Source organism: Phyllobacterium sp. 628 (assembly GCF_014189505.1).
Lineage (GTDB): Bacteria > Pseudomonadota > Alphaproteobacteria > Rhizobiales > Rhizobiaceae > Phyllobacterium.
This window is the reverse complement of the sequence record NZ_CP050301.1, coordinates 3,433,194-3,450,247: the sequence shown is the minus strand read 5'-3', so window position 1 is coordinate 3,450,247 and position 17,054 is coordinate 3,433,194. Positions and strand designations below refer to the sequence as shown.

At 54.6% G+C, this 17,054-nt stretch carries 15 protein-coding genes and 1 riboswitch; of the genes, 8 read left to right on the top strand and 7 right to left on the bottom strand.

Going from position 1 to position 17,054, the window contains the following annotated elements; translation table 11 throughout:
- Nucleotides 1-207 precede the first annotated feature (207 nt).
- The 3 genes from ettA to bluB all read left to right on the top strand — a co-directional run bounded on the left by ettA (nucleotide 208) and on the right by bluB (nucleotide 3,588).
- Nucleotides 208-1,857: an energy-dependent translational throttle protein EttA gene (ettA, locus tag HB779_RS18605; RefSeq protein WP_188343723.1), complete on the top strand. Its 1,650-nt coding sequence runs from the start codon at nucleotides 208-210 to the stop codon at nucleotides 1,855-1,857.
- Nucleotides 1,858-1,975: 118 nt separating this feature from the next.
- Nucleotides 1,976-2,584 (top strand): MOSC domain-containing protein, encoded by a 609-nt coding sequence (locus tag HB779_RS18600; RefSeq protein ID WP_188343722.1) that lies wholly within the window; start codon nucleotides 1,976-1,978, stop codon nucleotides 2,582-2,584.
- Nucleotides 2,585-2,610: 26 nt separating this feature from the next.
- Nucleotides 2,611-2,787, top strand: a riboswitch (cobalamin riboswitch).
- A gap of 48 nt (nucleotides 2,788-2,835) precedes the next feature.
- Nucleotides 2,836-3,588, top strand: coding sequence for a 5,6-dimethylbenzimidazole synthase (gene bluB, locus HB779_RS18595; protein ID WP_188343721.1), 753 nt, complete (start codon nucleotides 2,836-2,838; stop codon nucleotides 3,586-3,588).
- On the opposite strand, the gene HB779_RS18590 is transcribed toward bluB, so the two are convergent.
- Complete coding sequence (locus HB779_RS18590; RefSeq protein WP_188343720.1) at nucleotides 3,521-3,838, bottom strand: DUF2293 domain-containing protein; 318 nt, start codon at nucleotides 3,836-3,838, stop codon at nucleotides 3,521-3,523. The genes bluB and HB779_RS18590 overlap by 68 nt on opposite strands.
- Nucleotides 3,839-3,968: 130 nt before the next feature.
- Between HB779_RS18590 and HB779_RS18585 the strand changes: the two genes are divergently transcribed.
- Both HB779_RS18585 and metF read left to right on the top strand, forming a co-directional pair.
- A complete protein-coding gene (locus HB779_RS18585; protein WP_188343719.1) occupies nucleotides 3,969-4,976 on the top strand; it encodes a metalloregulator ArsR/SmtB family transcription factor in 1,008 nt (335 codons plus the stop codon).
- Nucleotides 4,976-5,899: a methylenetetrahydrofolate reductase [NAD(P)H] gene (metF, locus tag HB779_RS18580; RefSeq protein WP_188343718.1), complete on the top strand. Its 924-nt coding sequence runs from the start codon at nucleotides 4,976-4,978 to the stop codon at nucleotides 5,897-5,899. Before HB779_RS18585 ends, metF begins: the two co-directional genes overlap by 1 nt.
- A 501-nt stretch (nucleotides 5,900-6,400) precedes the next feature.
- On the opposite strand, the gene HB779_RS18575 is transcribed toward metF, so the two are convergent.
- Complete coding sequence (locus HB779_RS18575; RefSeq protein ID WP_188346005.1) at nucleotides 6,401-7,300, bottom strand: DMT family transporter; 900 nt, start codon at nucleotides 7,298-7,300, stop codon at nucleotides 6,401-6,403.
- Between the two features lie 178 nt (nucleotides 7,301-7,478).
- Here HB779_RS18575 and HB779_RS18570 point away from each other — a divergent pair, with 178 nt between their 5' ends.
- Complete coding sequence (locus HB779_RS18570) at nucleotides 7,479-8,705, top strand: alanine racemase (protein WP_188346004.1); 1,227 nt, start codon at nucleotides 7,479-7,481, stop codon at nucleotides 8,703-8,705.
- Nucleotides 8,706-8,773: 68 nt separating this feature from the next.
- Entirely contained in the window at nucleotides 8,774-10,276 is a 1,503-nt protein-coding gene (locus tag HB779_RS18565) for a sulfatase (RefSeq protein WP_244642421.1), read from the top strand.
- A gap of 49 nt (nucleotides 10,277-10,325) precedes the next feature.
- Here the strand turns inward: HB779_RS18565 and HB779_RS18560 are convergent, their stop codons facing one another.
- Nucleotides 10,326-11,540 (bottom strand): lytic murein transglycosylase, encoded by a 1,215-nt coding sequence (locus HB779_RS18560; RefSeq protein ID WP_188343717.1) that lies wholly within the window; start codon nucleotides 11,538-11,540, stop codon nucleotides 10,326-10,328.
- 116 nt (nucleotides 11,541-11,656) lie between these two features.
- Nucleotides 11,657-12,475, bottom strand: a complete 819-nt coding sequence (locus HB779_RS18555) for a GH25 family lysozyme (RefSeq protein WP_188343716.1) — start codon at nucleotides 12,473-12,475, stop codon at nucleotides 11,657-11,659.
- A gap of 244 nt (nucleotides 12,476-12,719) precedes the next feature.
- Between HB779_RS18555 and HB779_RS18550 the strand changes: the two genes are divergently transcribed.
- Nucleotides 12,720-13,742, top strand: a complete 1,023-nt coding sequence (locus tag HB779_RS18550) for a hypothetical protein (RefSeq protein ID WP_188343715.1) — start codon at nucleotides 12,720-12,722, stop codon at nucleotides 13,740-13,742.
- A gap of 14 nt (nucleotides 13,743-13,756) precedes the next feature.
- Here the strand turns inward: HB779_RS18550 and HB779_RS18545 are convergent, their stop codons facing one another.
- The 3 genes from HB779_RS18545 to HB779_RS18535 form a co-directional block, all read right to left on the bottom strand.
- Entirely contained in the window at nucleotides 13,757-14,416 is a 660-nt protein-coding gene (locus HB779_RS18545) for a class I SAM-dependent methyltransferase (RefSeq protein WP_188343714.1), read from the bottom strand.
- Between the two features lie 5 nt (nucleotides 14,417-14,421).
- Complete coding sequence (locus tag HB779_RS18540) at nucleotides 14,422-15,675, bottom strand: DUF3419 family protein (protein WP_188343713.1); 1,254 nt, start codon at nucleotides 15,673-15,675, stop codon at nucleotides 14,422-14,424.
- A 339-nt stretch (nucleotides 15,676-16,014) separates the two neighbouring features.
- A complete protein-coding gene (locus HB779_RS18535) occupies nucleotides 16,015-17,052 on the bottom strand; it encodes an HlyD family secretion protein (protein ID WP_188343712.1) in 1,038 nt (345 codons plus the stop codon).
- Nucleotides 17,053-17,054 lie beyond the last annotated feature (2 nt).

Sequence of the window (17,054 nt, the reverse complement as noted above, 5' to 3'; positions counted from 1 at the left end):
CGGGTAATGCAAACTGCCTTGAACCGTTCTTTGACAAGCTCGTGATGCAGAAGGACTTGAGCACACAAAGATTTCCGATACATAGCTCGCAAAAACGCCCGCCCATTCCGAAATAAACACCGTGCGCATTGCCACCCGCGCCCCTTTCGCCTACATACGGCGCAAATTCATGTCCAAAAAATCCCGAACATCGGAGTGACGCGCGTTATGGCACGCCAATTCATTTATCATATGGCCGGCCTGAACAAGGCATACGGAACCAAGAAGGTTCTGGAAAACGTCCACCTTTCCTTCTACCCCGACGCCAAGATCGGTATCCTCGGCCCGAACGGCGCCGGTAAGTCGACCATTCTCAAGATCATGGCCGGACTTGACAAAGAATATACCGGCGAAGCATGGCTGGCCGATGGTGCCACTGTCGGTTACCTCGCGCAGGAGCCACATCTCGATCCAAACAAGGACGTGATGGGCAATGTCATGGATGGCGTTGCGGACAAGAAGGCGATTCTTGATCGCTACAACGAATTGATGATGAACTATTCCGACGAAACCGCTGACGAAGGCGCCAAGTTGCAGGATATCATCGACGCCAAGAACCTTTGGGATCTGGAGTCCCAGGTTGAAATGGCGATGGAAGCCTTGCGCTGCCCGCCCGGCGATTCCGAGGTAACCAAGCTCTCCGGTGGTGAACGCCGCCGTGTGGCGCTGTGCCGTCTGCTGCTGTCGCAGCCGGACCTGCTGCTGCTCGACGAACCGACCAACCATCTTGACGCCGAGACCACCGCCTGGCTGGAAAAGCACCTGCGTGAATATGCCGGCTCCGTCTTGCTGATCACGCACGATCGCTACTTCCTCGACAATGTCACCGGCTGGATTCTTGAGCTCGACCGTGGACGCGGCATTCCTTATGAAGGCAATTACTCCGCCTATCTCGGTGCCAAGTCCAAGCGCATGCTGCAGGAAGGCCGTGAGGACGATTCGCGCCAGAAAGCTCTGGAGCGCGAGCGTGAATGGATTTCCGCCAGCCCCAAGGCACGTCAGGCCAAGTCGAAGGCACGTATCAAGGCCTATGATGCGCTGGTTGATGCCGCAAACGATCAGCGTCCCGGCGATGCACAGATCATTATCCCAGCTGGTGAACGTCTGGGACAGGTTGTGATCGAGGCAGAAAACCTCACCAAGTCTTTCGGTGATCGTGTTCTCATTGAAAACCTCACCTTCAAACTGCCACCCGGCGGTATCGTGGGCATTATCGGTCCAAACGGCGCGGGTAAGACCACCCTGTTCAAGATGATCACCGGACAGGAAAAGCCGGATTCCGGTTCTATCCGGGTCGGTGAGACCGTGCATCTCGGTTATGTCGATCAGAGCCGCGATCATCTGGTCGCCGAGAAGAACGTTTGGGAAGAAATCTCCGGCGGCAATGAAATCATCAAGATAGGCAAGAACGAGATGAATTCGCGCGCCTATGTTTCGGCATTCAATTTCAAGGGCGGCGACCAGCAGCAGAAGGTTGGTAATCTCTCCGGTGGTCAGCGTAACCGCGTGCACCTTGCCAAGATGTTGCAGTCCGGCGGCAATGTCTTGCTCCTCGACGAACCGACCAACGATCTGGATACCGAAACGCTGGCGGCTTTGGAAGACGCCCTGGAAAAGTATGCTGGCTGCGCCGTTATCATCAGCCACGATCGCATGTTCCTCGACCGGTTGGCGACGCACATCCTTGCATTCGAAGGTGACAGCCACGTCGAATGGTTCGAAGGCAACTTCGAAGACTATGAAAATGACAAGATCCGCCGCCTCGGCCCGGACAGCGTCAATCCAAAGCGTCCAAGCTACAAGCCTTTGACGCGTTGAATGAAATGGGAGGGCTGCAACGCCCTCCCATCACCAATTTTGACCAATTCATCACTGTTATTGGCTGGTTTTAACAATCAATTTTTCTAAGATGCGGCAGATTTCACGGAGCGGCGTCATGGCAGACCTTTTCGGAACAACCCTTCAAATTCTTCCCTCCCGCAAGATTGTCGGCCGTGTGAGCAGCCTGTTTGCAGCACCGAAAGACAATTTTGTCACTGCCGATGTCGAGCAGTTGGACCTCACCTTCGAGGGTATTCGCGGCGACTATCACGCGGGCCTGACCCGCCGGTCCGGCGGGCGCGAGCCTTGGTATCCGCGTGGCACCGAAATGCGCAATGAACGGCATATTTCCATTCTGGCGGCGGATGAGCTGGAAACACTTGCTAAAGCCATGAGCCTTGCGGAAATTAGGCCGGAATGGATCGGCGCCAATATGGTGGTGGATGGCATTCCTTCGCTGTCCATGCTGCCGCCCCGCACGCTGCTTTTCTTTGAAGGCGGCGTGACACTGAAGGTCGATGGGCAAAACGCGCCGTGCAAGATTGCCGGACGGTCCATTGCCGAGCGGGCCGGAACGCGGGATCACACCGCAACTGCGCTCGATTTCGTCAAAGCGTCGAAGCGTTCACGCGGGATCGTTGCCTGGGTAGAAGTGCCGGGAATTATCCGCGCTGGCGAAAAAGTCGATGCGCGGTTGCCGGAGCAATGGATTTATCCGGGTTGAGGCTTGCGTGCCGCCGGTATTTATGGCGAATAGATCTAAGGTCCGGTGCCTGCTTGCAGGAGAATCGGGAAGCCGGTGAAAATCCGGCACGTGCCCAACGCTGTATAGGGGATGGATCGCGCAATCTGCCACGGAATTATCCGGAAGGCGCGCGGCTCAGATGAACCTCAGTCAGAAGACCGGCCGGACCAGATAGCCGAAACCGCACGGACAGCGGGCGAGGTGTATTCAAGCATTGTCAGGAGCAAGCAATGCACGGTTTCACGTCCGGTCCAGTAACCGCCGCTGATTTTTCCGATGAAGAACGCGACGCCGTCTACAAGGCAATTTACACGCGGCGCGATGTGCGCGATCAGTTTCTCCCCGACCCGATAGAAGATGATGTGCTGATGCGCCTGCTTGATGCTGCTCATCACGCGCCATCAGTGGGTTTCATGCAGCCGTGGAATTTTATCCTTATCCGGGATGATGTGCGCAAAGCGGAAGTGCGCCGGGCATTTACCCGTGCGAATGCGGAGGCAACGGCAATGTTCCCCGATGAGCGGCAGGCTCTGTATGCCTCATTGAAACTCGAAGGGATCGTCAAAGCTCCAATCAATCTGTGCATCACCTGTGACCGGACACGCGGCGGTGACGTCGTGCTGGGGCGTACACATAACCGGCAGATGGATGTTTACAGCACTGTCTGTGCCGTACAGAACCTATGGCTGGCAGCGCGTGCTGAAGGCATAGGCGTTGGTTGGGTGAGTATCTATCACGATCAGGACATGCGCCGCATTCTGGGTATTCCCGATCACGTCGAGATCATTGCCTATTTATGTATCGGCTATGTCGATCAACTCTATGATGCGCCAGAACTTGAAAAGCGCGGATGGCGCAAACGTCTGCCATTGGCAGAACTCATCCACGACAACCAATGGCAGGGCGAAAACCCTCTTAGCTCGGGTCTTCCTCGTCGGGATCCAATAGCCGGGTTGCCCGCCACTCCGTCAGCTTCCGATTGATGGCGGCAAGGACAAAGAAGCGGGCAGATTCCTTGTCATAACCTTCATCGCGCAACGCATCGTAATCCGTATGCTGGTGCCTGACATGGGCGACTGTTGCCAGCCAAATTGCAATGGGCGGCGGCAGTGACCTCATATGCGGAGCCTTTGCAGCAGCTCGGATCGGCTCGGAATCCGAATAGGGGACGGCTGGCAAAAGCAGCGTCAATGCTTTGTCGATGGCCCGCTGGCGGTTTGTTCCTGAACTCATACGGGCGCCCCTTCAACAGATTCGTTTGCCTATTTCAGACGCGACAAAAATTGCCGTCAACGGAAAAACAAACTTGCCAAACGCTTATTTCTCACATAAACATATCTTTATATCTTTTAAGGATAGACTGATGGATAAACGTGATCTCAATCTGGACCTGATGGTCGATACGCTGAAAGCCGCTGCGGAGCCAAGCCGTTTGCGTATTCTGGCGCTTCTGTCGCGCGGTGATTTGACGGTTTCGGACCTGACCTCCATCCTCGGACAGTCGCAGCCACGCGTATCACGTCACCTCAAGCTGCTGTTTGAAGCCAATCTGATCAACCGCTATCAGGAAGGTTCCTGGGCTTATTTCCGCCTCGCAGAATCCCTGATCGTTGGTGATATTGCCCGCACGCTGCTTGATCGCCTTGATACATCCGATCCTTTGCTGGAGCGCGACATCGAGCGTTTGGGCTCGGTGAAGCTGCAACGGCGTGAGCGCGCTGCCGCTTATTTCAGTGCCAATGCAACCAGCTGGGATGTAATCCGCTCGCTGCACGTGCCGGACGGCGCCGTAGAGGCTGCTCTGACAAAGATTGTCGGCCGCACGCCCTTCCAGTCGATGCTTGATGTCGGAACGGGGACAGGCCGCCTGCTGGAGCTGTTTGCACCGCTTTACGTGCGCGGCGTCGGGATTGATATCAATCGTGACATGCTGACCATTGCGCGGTCCAACCTCGACCGCTCGGGTATTGCCAATGCACAGGTTCGTCAGGGCGATGTTTATTCATTGCCGGTGGATCGCGAGTCGTTTGATCTGGTGACAGTTCACCAGGTTCTGCACTTTCTTGACAATCCTGCCGAAGCCATTCGCGAGGCAGCGCGTGCCCTGCGGGCAGGCGGGCGTATGCTGATTGTCGATTTCGCGCCGCATGATCTTGAGTTCCTGCGCGACAGCCATGCGCATCTGCGTCTTGGTTTTACTGATGCCCAGATGCGTGACTGGCAGACAGAGGCTGGTCTGGCGCTGGAAGACAGCATTGAACTTGAGCCCAAGGACAAGGACAAACTGACCGTCAAATTGTGGCTGGCACGCGACCCACGCTTGCTGATCGCTGATCCCACTTTAACCTCCCGCGTAACGGAGAGTGTCTGATGAGTTTTTTCCGCCAATCCCGCCGTGCTGACCTTGGCACAAATATCAAGGTTTCGTTCGAGTTCTTTCCCCCGAAGACGGAAGTCATGGAAGAACGGCTTTGGGAAACGGTCACGCGTCTTGCGCCGCTCAACCCCGAATTCGTCTCGGTTACCTATGGCGCCGGCGGTTCCACGCGCGAACGTACAGCCCGTACGATCAAGCGCATCCTGACGGAAACCGATGTCAATGCTGCTGCCCACCTGACCTGCGTCGACGCGACAAAGGAAGAAGTGGATACAGTGGTGCGCGAGTTTGCTGCCATGGGCGTGAAGCGCTTTGTCGCTTTGCGCGGTGATCCGGCTGGCGGTCTTGGTGCGCATTACAAGCCCACTCCCGGCGGTTATGAGAATGGTGCTGACCTTGTCGCTGGTCTCAAAGCCTTTGCCGATTTCGACATTTCCGTTTCTGCTTATCCGGAAAAGCATCCGGAGAGCCCGGATTATGCGACGGATATCGACATGCTCAAGCGCAAGGTCGATAATGGTGCGACACGGGCAATCACGCAGTTTTTCTTCGAGAACGATCTCTATGAGCGTTACGTGGAAAAGGTTCGCCGCGCCGGTATTTACATTCCAATTCTGCCGGGCATTTTGCCGATCCATAATTTCACGCAGGTGACCAATTTCTGCTCGAAGTCGGGAACCCATATTCCTTCCTGGCTGGCAGAGCGGTTCGAGGGTCTCGAAAATGATCCGCAAACCCATGCACTGGTGTCGTCAGCAGTTGCTGCGGAGCAGGTTCTGGACCTTGTGGAGCGTGGTGTGCAGGATTTCCATTTCTACACGATGAACCGTGCCGATCTTGCTTTTGCGATCTGCCACCTGATCGGTATCCGCCCGGGCAATGGAACACTGGAGCCCGCATTGGCTGGAGCCGCCTGATCGGAACACGGTAGTTTCAATAGAAAATGGCCCGGTTGCTATAACCGGGCCATCCTGTTTTATTTCACCTTTTAACGGTCAGAGACCATCTCCACGGCGCTCTTATTCTCAATCAGGGTATGAGTCCTACGACCATTGCACCGATAAATGCGAACGCTGCACAGATCATAAGGACGTTCATCGAACGAGTAAGTCCCATTGGTTGTCTCCTGCAGTTAACCCACTCAGCATAACGGAAAATTGCCACAGAAAAAGCGGAAATATTGCTGTTGTGTGACATGAACTGTAGAAATTTTTTGCCTAATATTGATAAGTTTCTGAAATGAAACGTATTTAACGGAATAAAAAATCGTGAATTCACGATAAAATTACCGGAAAACGGGTTTAATTTTGCATTGCACCAAAATCTGCATCGGGCCGATTTTCCAAAAATTGTGACACAATTATGCCGTAATTTCGACAGGAATATTGAGCCGTCGCGACTTGAATTTATTGAAAACTTTAGGCTTTTTGCGATTTTCGAAGTGCCGCAAAGACCCTGCCGTCGATGGTCAAAAGACCCAGCGCAATGAGTGTCATCCCGAGGAAGTCTTTAAGACCCAACTGTTCACCGAGAAAAATTGTTCCAAGCAGGATTGCGCTCACAGGAACGACGAGCGTTACGAGCGATGCGTTGGTCGCACCACCCGCGCGGACGATTGAAAAGAATAGGATATAGGCGAAGGCGGTGGATAAAAGTCCGAGCGCGAAGATTGCCGCCCAAACGCCGCCGCTTGGTGCCGTCAGGTCGGGAACGCCGTTGTAGAAGGCGACAACGGGAATCATGATGAGAGTCGAGGCTGTCATCTGTCCTGTTGCCGTGACCGTTGGCGGAATACCTTTGAACCGCTTGGCGAGAATGCTGGCAAAAGCATAGGACAGCGTGGCGCAAAGCACGGCAATTTCTGCCCAGAGCGGACCGCCGAGGCCGGTCAACACACCCGGTCCGATCATGACGATGGTGCCAACGACGCCGAGCAGAATGCCGCAAATTTTGTTCGCGGTTATCTTTTCATCGGTGGTCAGAAAGGTTGCGATGATTACCGTCCAGATGGGCGTTGTTGCGTTCAGGATCGATTCGAGCCCGGCACCCAGTGCAGTCTGGCCAATGAAGAGCAGGGAGAAGGGGATTACATTGTTCAAAAGCCCGAGCCCGGCAAAGCCAAGGGCATGCTGCCGGTAATCCCAAAACCGGATGCCCCGGCTGAGCAGGTAAATATGCAGGGCAAACGCTGCGATGACGACGCGGAACAGAACCAGCGTCAAGGGTGGAACGACAGCAACCGCAATCTTGGCGAAGAAGAACGAACCGCCCCAGATTGCGCCGAGCAATAACAATTGCAGCCAGATCACGCCGGACATGGCGAGCGGATTGGGCGATGTTGTCTGATTTGCGGTCACGAGCAGTTGCCTTTCATTGCGGATAGATCAAAACTTTTATGCAGGCCTATGTAAATTGCCACCCGTTTTCTGCTGCAAGAAGCGACTTTCGTCCGTCATCTGCTCTTGCTAAGAGTCCTGCATGGAGCAGAACATCAAGATGCAACGATTCGCCTCGGCCCGCGATGCAGCACTTACCCTGCGGCCCGATCAACCCGTCTATTGCTTCCGGCCAAAGGTTCTGGTCGATGATGCGCATCAGTTCATGAAGATGTTCCCGGGCGAGACTGCCTATGCGGTCAAGACGAACGGTGAAAATCTCGTTCTGGAAACGCTGGCCCGCAATGGCATCAACACCTTCGATGTGGCGTCGCCCGGCGAATTTGCAGCGGTGCGCAAGGTCGCGCCGAATGCGCATATGCTGTATATGCATCCGATCAAGGCACAGTCCGATATCAGGCTTGCGCTGGAAACCTACGGTATCCGTATTCTGGCGGTGGATCATGAAGATGAGATCGCCAAGGTCACGCGCATCGTACGCGCGCTCGATATCGATCCGGGCAGCGTCACGCTTTATGTCCGTTTGCAGACCAAGGGCCACGCGGCTTACGAACTCTCGAAGAAATTTGGCGCCACGCCAGCGCATGCTGTCGAGCTTCTGCAGCGCCTGCACAAGATCGGCTACAAGGTCGGCATCTGTTTCCATGTCGGCAGCCAGATCGAAGATCCGGATACGTATGAGCGTGCCTTGCGCTCGGCCGACTGGGTGCGCAATCGTGCCGGGGTGCCACTTGCCGGACTGGACGTGGGCGGCGGCTTCCCCGCCGAATATGGTCATGATCCGAAGCGTAAACATGTGGAAATGCCTTCGCTTGGCCAATTGATGTCGCGCTTGCGCGGTGACATCAAGGAGTGGGGTTTTGGCGACATGCCGCTGGTGGCAGAGCCGGGCCGTGTGATTGTCGCCAGAGCATTTTCGCTGATCGTACGCGTGCTTTTGCGCAAGGGCAGGCGGCTCTATATCAATGATGGTATCTGGGCGTCGCTCTCCGACTCGTGGACCGGCAAGATCACATTGCCAGCGCGTTTCATTCCTGATCCTGCCATCAAGCATCGCAGCGGCAATGTGAAGGAAATCGTGCCCTTCCGGGTTTGCGGTGCGACCTGCGATTCCGTCGATATTCTGTCACGGCCGTTCTGGCTGCCGGAAACCGTCACCACAGGTGACTGGATCGAAATCGGCAATATCGGTGCCTATTCGCTGTCATTGCGCACGCGCTTTAACGGCTTTTACCCCGATACGTTTGTCGAGGTGGAAACGACGTTTGACGAAGGTGACCGGCCGGAAGGCTTTGCCTCACTGGAGACGATGGCGCACGTGGAATAAGCACTTATTTTTAGTATTATTTTTCCGAAAACTGCTTGCTGAGAACGGGATTATATCTCGAACATCAATTGCTTGATGTTGAAAATAGCGTGTTTTTAAATGTTGTTTTCAATGAGGATATTGCAGTTATGCAAAGGAAAAGTCTGACAAGGCGTGCCTTGTTGCAGAGCGCAGCCGCTGGTGCCGTTTTGATAACGGCGGGCAATCAAAAGGTCCGCGCCAACCTGGACAAGAAGCCCAATATTCTATTCATCCTCGCTGATGATCTGGGTTATGCTGATCTTTCGTCCTACGGACATCCAACGATCCAGACGCCCAATATCGATGGAATAGCGGAAAACGGTGTACGGTTTTTGCAGGCTTATGCCAATTCCGCAGTCTGTTCAGCTACGCGCACCGCATTGATTACAGGACGTTATCAATATCGTTTGGCGTTGGGACTGGAGGAGCCTTTGGCCGGACGAGACGTTGGTCTCCCGCCTGAGCACCCGACCCTACCGTCATTGCTCAAGAAACTTAGTTATAAAACAACCCTGATCGGGAAATGGCACTTGGGCGCCTTTCCAAAATTCGGTCCGCTCAAGAGCGGCTATGACCACTTCTTCGGATTTAGCGGCGGTGCGCTCGATTATTATTCCCACGATACCGGTGCCAACAAAGATCTTTGGGAGGATGAGGTCGAAGTGGACAAGGCAGGGTATCTTACTGATCTTCTCGGGGAGCGTGCTGTCAAGACGGTCAACGAACACGCAAAATGTGAAGCTCCATTCTTTATCAGCCTGCATTTCAACGCGCCGCATTGGCCATGGGAAACACCGGGATATGATGGCAAAAAGGAATCTGAGCGGCTCAAGAAGGGCCACTTGCCGCTCTCTATTTTTGATGCGGGAACACAGGATATATATCGTCAAATTGTCGAACGGTTGGACTATCAGGTTGGACAAGTCCTGCAGGCATTGAAAGATAATGGCCTTGAAGACAATACGATCGTGATCTTCACGAGTGACAATGGCGGAGAACGGTTTTCGGATACGTGGCCTTTTTCCGGAAAGAAGTCTGAGTTGCTGGAAGGCGGAATAAGAATTCCCGCGCTCATTCGTTGGCCAGCCAAAATCGCTGGAGGCAGGACAACAGACCAGATTGCGATGAGCATGGACTGGCTGCCAACCTTGCTGGAAGCTGCGGGCGGGGTTGCTGATTCAACTTATCCGTCGGATGGTGTTTCTTTGTTGCCCGGCCTTATCGATGAAAAGCTTGTGGTGAACCCGCGCAGTGTTTTTTGGCGCTATAAGGGCAACAAGCAACGCGCTGCCCGTATTGGCGACTATAAGTATCTTAAAATTCTCGACAATACGTTTTTATTCAATGTGGTTGACGACCCACTGGAACGTGCCAATTTGCAGGACAGGTATCGGGATACTTTCAAACAACTTTTTGATGAATGGATTGTTTGGAATAAGGATATGTTGCCGGAAACGGACGAAAGTGGCACCTACGGTTTCTCCGGACGGCAATTTGCTGATCATATTGGTACAGGAGCCCCGACAACCAAAGCAGATAATCCCCTATGACGTCTGCCGCTCCTTGCGTGTTTGGCACAAAGAGCGGCAAAAGTTTTGTCTACAGCTTTTCGAGAAGTTCGGGCGTTGGCCAGGAATCGGCGGGAAGGCCCAAACGGATTTGTTCGTCGCGGACGGCGTCACGTGTCAGGATGCCGAACACGCCGTCGATCTTCGGGCCCATGTCGTGGCCCCGCGCTGCGAGTTTGTTCTGCAGTTCCTTCATCTGGTCCATAGTGAGGCCAGTTGCAGGCGTGGTTGGCTCCAGTGGACCTGCGCCGGCCAGACGCGTAGCAAAATAGGCGGCTGTGGTCGCATAGATAATGGACTTGTTCCATTCGACAAAAATATCGAAATTTGCATAGGACAGGAATGCCGGGCCCTTGCGGCCCATGGGCAGCAGCAGGGACGCGTCGCCGTCGTCAGGACCGAGAGGACCCTTCATGCCTGTCACACCCCATTCAGACCATTTGGAATGGGGAAGACGGTTTGTCCGTAATGCATTTTCCCAAGGCAGGTCGCGCGTGAGCTTGACTTCCTCAAGCCATGGCTGCCCTTTGCGCCAGCCGAGATCATGCAGAAAGCGGGCAGTCGTCATGATAACGTCCGGCGCGCTGTTTTTCAGATCTACCTTGCCGTCGCCGTCGCCGTCGACACCACTTTCGAGATAAACAGATGGCAGCAACTGTGTTTGGCCAATTTCGCCAGCCCATGCACCTGTGGTCTTCGAGTCGACGACGCCCTTGTCGAAAAGCTTAAGGAGGGCGATCAGCTGCGGACGGAACAGTTCCGGGCGGCGGCAATCGAAAGACAGCGTCAACAGGGAGTTCAGTGTGTCGAAATCACCTTGAACGGCTCCGAAATCGGTTTCCAGCCCCCAGAATGCTGCGATAACTGGGCCCTGCACGCCATATTCGGCTTCGGCCTTGGCAAATGTATCGGCGTATTTCTTGAGGTTGGCTGCGCCCTGCTTGAGGCGGTAGTCCGATACCATCCGGGAAGAGAAAGTCAAAAATGTCTGGCTGAATACGCCCTGTGCACGGTCGCGCTCCAGAACCTTGTCATCCATGGAAGCCTTGAGCAGCTCGTTGAGGCCCCTTTCTCCAACGCCAGCAGCCTTTGCTTCAGCGATCACACCGTTGAACCATGGTTCTACTTCTCCGCCGCAGGCAGGCTTTGCTGTTACGGGCTGCTGCGGGTCCACTTGATCCAATGCATAGGCAGTGGTGGTCGCAGAAAGAAGTGCGGCGGCAAGAGTAATCGACAATTTGTTCATCAGGAAAATCTCGTTAACAACGGGAGGCACCCAAGGTGCTCAAGCTTTTCCTGCTAATGCACGATTATGACCGTGGCGTGAAGTCACGGAATTGCGAGAAAATGCCGAGTGTGACTTTATCGCACCTTGTTGCGTACCAGCCACTGTTTCCAGGCGGTTTCGTTGCCGGCAAAGACGTTGATATCGGCGTCACCGCGAATTCCGGGGATCGATCCGGTTCCGGTATATTGCCAGAAGGTCCAGGGATGCGGACCGTATTTCTCATCAGGATGACCGGCGACGGAGCGCAGCCAGAACGGATATCCGGCAAGCTGACGCAGATCGTTGTCATCGAAAAAGTCGACGGTCGTGTAGATGATGGGCCGTTTACCGTAATGGCGTTCCAGCATGTCCATAAAGGTGCGCATTTCGCTGCGTACTACGGCAGCGTTGGGCCGCAACTTGCAGGTCGGCGACGCGGCATTCCACTCCATATCAAGAACCGGCGGCATAGCGCCGGGATCATTGGGGACGTTGCGGATAAACCACCGTGCCTGCTCTTCGGCGGTGCGGCAGAAATAATAGAAATGGTAAGCGCCGCGCGGTATGCCTGCGGCGCGTGCCGCCTGCCAGTTATCCGCCAGCTTGTCGTCGACGCGGTCGGCGCCTTCGGTCGCCTTGATGAAGACGAAGGAAATACGGCTGGCGCGTACAGCTGCCCAGTCGATTGTTGACTGGTATTTGGAAATGTCAGTTCCGTGCACCGGGTAACGCCAAGGGCTTTTGCCGGTCCAGTCGTGTGGTTTGCGATCGTCGAAACGCGGAGCGTTGACGTTACCTGTCGGTGCCGCAATCTGCTGTAGCGCTGCCGGGCGTTTAGCGTTCGAAAAATCGTAATCGACCGTCGTACAGCCAGTCAGAAGCAGCGTCAGCAAACCGGCAGCAAGGCGTTTCATAAAAGACAGTCCATGTTCGAATCATAGCGATGTTTTTTGGAATTTACACTGATGCGGCATTATACTTAACAGATCATGACCGCTGGACATCCAGGGTGATGTTTCGTGCCTTCTGTTTGTCATGATTATACTATGTGCTAGCTGTAAGGGACTGTTGGGGCATGATAGGCTGCCGTGCCATATTCTATATGGTAGATGGCGCGCGTGTTGATGGCACAGCCATTCGACCGTTGTGGGGATGGAAATGATCAGGAAACTCGGCTGGGTTGCGCTTGTTCTGTGCGTTGTTGGCCTTGCCAATGCGGCGCTTGCGGCATGGGTGACAATTGACCGGTCGGAACTCGGTATCGGCAACAGTCATGCTGAAAACTGTGTGCGGCCAACTGTTCCAAGCTTTTGGCGCAATTATCGTGGCTTCCCGAACTATAATAACGAGCTGATAGCTGACTATTTCGGCCTTTATGCCGCCTATGCATCCAATGTCTATAAGCCAATTGCCCGGCACCATTTCGATCTGAAAGCAGAGGATTTTGGCTGGGAGCGAATGGGTGAGCCGATTGCCAGGGCTGGCGGGTTTTACGCGGAGACGTATCGCCGGCGCAGTTCAGACCGCGTGTCCGTTATGATCGTATTTCGTGGCGCGGACGGACTTGCAAGCGTTCCGGGTTTTGTCAGCGAGATGAGCTATTTCACACAAATTATCAATCCGTGGGATCAGTACCGTACCGCACGTATTGAATTTGCAAAGGTGCGGGCCGAGGCTCAAAAAACCGCCGAAGGTTTACCGATCGAGTATCTTGCCGTTGGTCATGCGCTTGGCGGCGGTCTTGCCCGCCATATGGCTGCAGCATTTCCATGTACTGCCGCCATTGTTTTTAATTCTACCTTCGTGTCGAACAACTTTCGGCTGACGGAGCCTTATGATGGTCAGGTTGTCGATCTTTTTGCCGAGAATGACCTGCTGTCGCGACTGACCATTCTACCCAACCCGCGTTCGTTCTATAAGATAACGCGGATGCATCAATGGTATCGTGTTCGCAATGCAGGCCCGTTCGACGGCAAGCGCGGCATGTTCAAAGCGGCAACAGCGATGGCCCGGATCCCGGTCATCTGCCTTCTGCGGAGCGACTGCGAGTTGCTTCAGAGTGAAAGTGGCGACGAACTCGAGTCCAGCCCGCAGAGCGGCCGGACGGCTGCCAATATTTCCAAACTTTACTGTCAGGCAGCGCCGAGTTCCGTGGTTGCCAAAGGCGATCTTTGTAAATAATTGCCCAATGGATATCACGAATTCCGGCGACGAATGATCGTTATCCAGGCAAATCCGCGATACAATCTCTGGGCTTCCGCATGGGAGCCGGTTTCAGCGGCGATATCGTTCGCAACGTCAAACAGATCGTTGCGGGGGGTCACATGATACCATTCAAGCCATTTGTAGAGACTGGACCGCGCCGCCCCCGGCAAATCTTTCAGGTCACCGAAATCAACGATGTGCAACTCGCCGCCCATGCTTAAGTGATTGACCGCTTCACGTATGACACTTTGCCATTGCGGAATCATGGAGACTGCATAGGAGATGAAAATCCGGTCGAATTGTTCACGGCCGAACAATGCGGGCGGATCGAATTTTGCTGCGTCCGCATAGGCAAGTTGGGTGCGCTCACCAAGCCCGGCGGCCATGACTTTCTGGCGTGCGGTGCTGAGCATTTCATTGGAAATATCGATGCCGAACAGTGTGGTGCCGGGATAAGCGCCACCTGCCATGATCAGGTTACGTCCGGTACCACAACCAATCTCCAGAATACTGCCTTTCGCAGGCGGTTTCAGGTCAGCAATCATGGGATCCCGGCCCAACAGATAATATTTGCGAGTTGCATCGTAGAAATGACGCTGGTGCCGGTAAACCCGATCCATAAGCGGACCATGCTCGATCTTGCTAAACATCAGCATCAGTCCTTGAGCAGATAGAGATGGAAGCCGCCATAGATTGACGACCGGTCGCGGGCATGCAGATCGAGAGATTGCTCTTCCTGATACTCCCAGCGTGCCAGCAATTCGTCGTCGATACGGCCCGGCAGGATTGTGGGCTCGGCTGCAGTCCGGAAAATGACGCGTGCTCCGGGTGCCGCAGTGCGGCTGATCTCGTGCCAAAGTTCATTCAGCTGTTTGTCGTTCATCCAGTCCTGAGCGTCGAGCAGGATGAACCGATCGACCGAATCTGCAGGTTTGGCCGCCAGAAACTCGGTCAGAGAGGCGTTGACGACACTCATGCGTTCCGCACGGTCGCGCACGTTCTCGAAGTTGCTGCGGGAGAGGTAGGGTGGCAGCGGGCCTGTTTCGGCATTGTCACTATAGCCGCGCCCGAAAGCCTGCCATGCGAAATAGTTTTCCGACAGAGGAAAACCGCATGCGAGCTTCTCAAGACGGCGGCGCAGCACGAGCGCCATGTTTCCGTCGCCTGCTGTCGCCAGCGCGTCATATTGCTGGGGCGGGATGCCAAGGCCAAACAGCGATGATTTGCGTTTGGTTGCCCAGCGGATCATGCGCTTGTCGAAAAGCGGAGCGAGGGACCGGTCAAAGTAAGCACGCTGTTCTTCGATGGTTTCTGCCTTGAGAATATCGCGCGGATCAATGCCGTAGAGTTTGGCAAGGCGATGCCCCATGCCGATGAATAGGCCGAGTAGGCCGTGACGATAAAGATCACGGGAAAAAATAGTAATGCGGCGGCGACCCGACAACATCCGCTTTTCCCAATAGGCGCGGCTTGTTACATCCAGATGCGGCTGGATGAAGCGTTCATAGGCTGTAAGGTTCGCCTTGTCATCGGCAGTCCCGTAAAAACGATAAAAAGCATCGTAGTTGGGCAGATGTGAAACGGCCGCCAGTTTCAGGCGATTGAAGGCAACGTGCGCCGTGTTGAGATCAACTGCTTCAACGCTGGCGGGATCCGCTGTGAGGTAGGACATGGCGTTGCAACCGCCGGAGGCGATGGTGACGATCCGGTGACCGGAATGGATTTGCAGCGCCTCCATATCCACTTCGGGATCTTCCCAAATCTGCGGGTAGACAAGGCCCTTGAAGACGTGGGCAAAAAGCCGCTCGGATATGCCAGCTTTGGAGAGGAGCCTGTTCTGACGAACGGCATTCTGAACTTTTTCATGCCGCGGCGCGGGTGCGCTGTCGGGCTGTTTCGCAAACGGCATCGGATCGAATCCCCTTCGTTGGAAATTCCTCTCCGCCTACCATTTCGATGTAACAGAGCCGTGACGATTTTGAATCAAGTCCTTGCCGGATTGATTCAGATTTCCCGGCTAAGCCGTTGGTCTATCGTGGTTTGCGAGAAATCAAATGCGGTTGTATCTGCACACAACATCGTCCAACCCATTGAGTTTGCTTATTTTTCCCAAATGAAGGGAATGACGGCGACTTTCATCGGACATTTCGTAAATGCGTTGTGGAATAGACAGTGCAACCAGTGCATTGGTTACGAAATGTCATGGCGAACCGGCTACCAAACAAGGCGCATGTGACGCGTGCATTTCTCATTTTTGCAATTCCGTGCGAACCACGACCGACATGCCGGGTGCGAGATACTTTGACAGATCCTGACCGGGATCGACGGATATACGCACCGAAATACGCTGGGCAACCTTGGTGAAATTCCCCGTGGCATTGTCGGGTTTCAGCACGCTGAATTCCGAACCTGCGGCCGGTGCAAAACGCTCGACGTGACCCTTCAGGCGTTTGCGGTTGAGTGCATCCACGGTAAACGTTACCGGCTGGCCAATGGTGATGTCGCTGAGCTGGGTTTCTTTGAAATTGGCAATGACCCAGACATCCGCTGGCACGACAGCCATGAGTTGTGTTCCTGCGGTGACGTATTGGCCAAGTTTGGCACCCACTTCGCCGATTGTGCCATCGCGCGGCGCTACGACTCTGGTATTGGTCATGTCGATTTCGGCCAGATTGACAGCGGCAACAGCGCCTGCAACCGCTGCTTCGAGGGAACCGCGACCCACCTTGATTGTTTCGAGATCTTGCCTTGAAACTTCAAGCGCAGCCTTGGCTTGCGTTACCGAGGAAAGCGCTTGTTCCAGTGTAGTTTCGCTAAGATCGGAATCGCTCTTGGTCATGACACCCTGACGGGTCAGTGGTTCGATACGAGCCCAATTTGCCTGGGCGCGGCGCAGGCCCGAATTGGCGCTGTCGAGCTGTGCCTGGCTGGAGCCGATACGTGCCTCTGCGGCGCGTTCCTGCTGCGTCGAATTGTTGAGGGCTGCTTGCTGGCTGGCAAGTGTCGCCTTCGCCTGATCGAGCTTCTGGGCATAGATGCGATCGTCAATCCGCACCAGCAACTGACCTTCCTTGACCTGTTGATAATCCTGTACAGGCACTTCAACGATGTAGCCGCTCAATTGCGGACTTATGAGCGTGACGTAGCCTTTGACATAGGCATTCTCGGTAATCTCGACATCGCTGTTAAAAGGGGGGAGCCGCCACGCATAGAGAACCAGCACAAGGCCGAGGACGCCGAGCAGGACTGCGATCAGGGTTGCGGTGTTACGAAAAAATTTGGACATGG

Bases quoted from the DNA above. Each gene is read 5' to 3' on its own strand.
- ettA (WP_188343723.1), top strand. From the start codon at position 208: ATGGCACGCCAATTCATTTATCATATGGCCGGCCTGAACAAGGCATAC.
- HB779_RS18600 (WP_188343722.1), top strand. From the start codon at position 1,976: ATGGCAGACCTTTTCGGAACAACCCTTCAAATTCTTCCCTCCCGCAAG.
- bluB (WP_188343721.1), top strand. From the start codon at position 2,836: ATGCACGGTTTCACGTCCGGTCCAGTAACCGCCGCTGATTTTTCCGAT.
- HB779_RS18590 (WP_188343720.1), bottom strand. From the start codon at position 3,838: ATGAGTTCAGGAACAAACCGCCAGCGGGCCATCGACAAAGCATTGACG.
- HB779_RS18585 (WP_188343719.1), top strand. From the start codon at position 3,969: ATGGATAAACGTGATCTCAATCTGGACCTGATGGTCGATACGCTGAAA.
- metF (WP_188343718.1), top strand. From the start codon at position 4,976: ATGAGTTTTTTCCGCCAATCCCGCCGTGCTGACCTTGGCACAAATATC.
- HB779_RS18575 (WP_188346005.1), bottom strand. From the start codon at position 7,300: ATGTCCGGCGTGATCTGGCTGCAATTGTTATTGCTCGGCGCAATCTGG.
- HB779_RS18570 (WP_188346004.1), top strand. From the start codon at position 7,479: ATGCAACGATTCGCCTCGGCCCGCGATGCAGCACTTACCCTGCGGCCC.
- HB779_RS18560 (WP_188343717.1), bottom strand. From the start codon at position 11,540: ATGAACAAATTGTCGATTACTCTTGCCGCCGCACTTCTTTCTGCGACC.
- HB779_RS18555 (WP_188343716.1), bottom strand. From the start codon at position 12,475: ATGAAACGCCTTGCTGCCGGTTTGCTGACGCTGCTTCTGACTGGCTGT.
- HB779_RS18550 (WP_188343715.1), top strand. From the start codon at position 12,720: ATGATCAGGAAACTCGGCTGGGTTGCGCTTGTTCTGTGCGTTGTTGGC.
- HB779_RS18545 (WP_188343714.1), bottom strand. From the start codon at position 14,416: ATGTTTAGCAAGATCGAGCATGGTCCGCTTATGGATCGGGTTTACCGG.
- HB779_RS18540 (WP_188343713.1), bottom strand. From the start codon at position 15,675: ATGCCGTTTGCGAAACAGCCCGACAGCGCACCCGCGCCGCGGCATGAA.
- HB779_RS18535 (WP_188343712.1), bottom strand. From the start codon at position 17,052: ATGTCCAAATTTTTTCGTAACACCGCAACCCTGATCGCAGTCCTGCTC.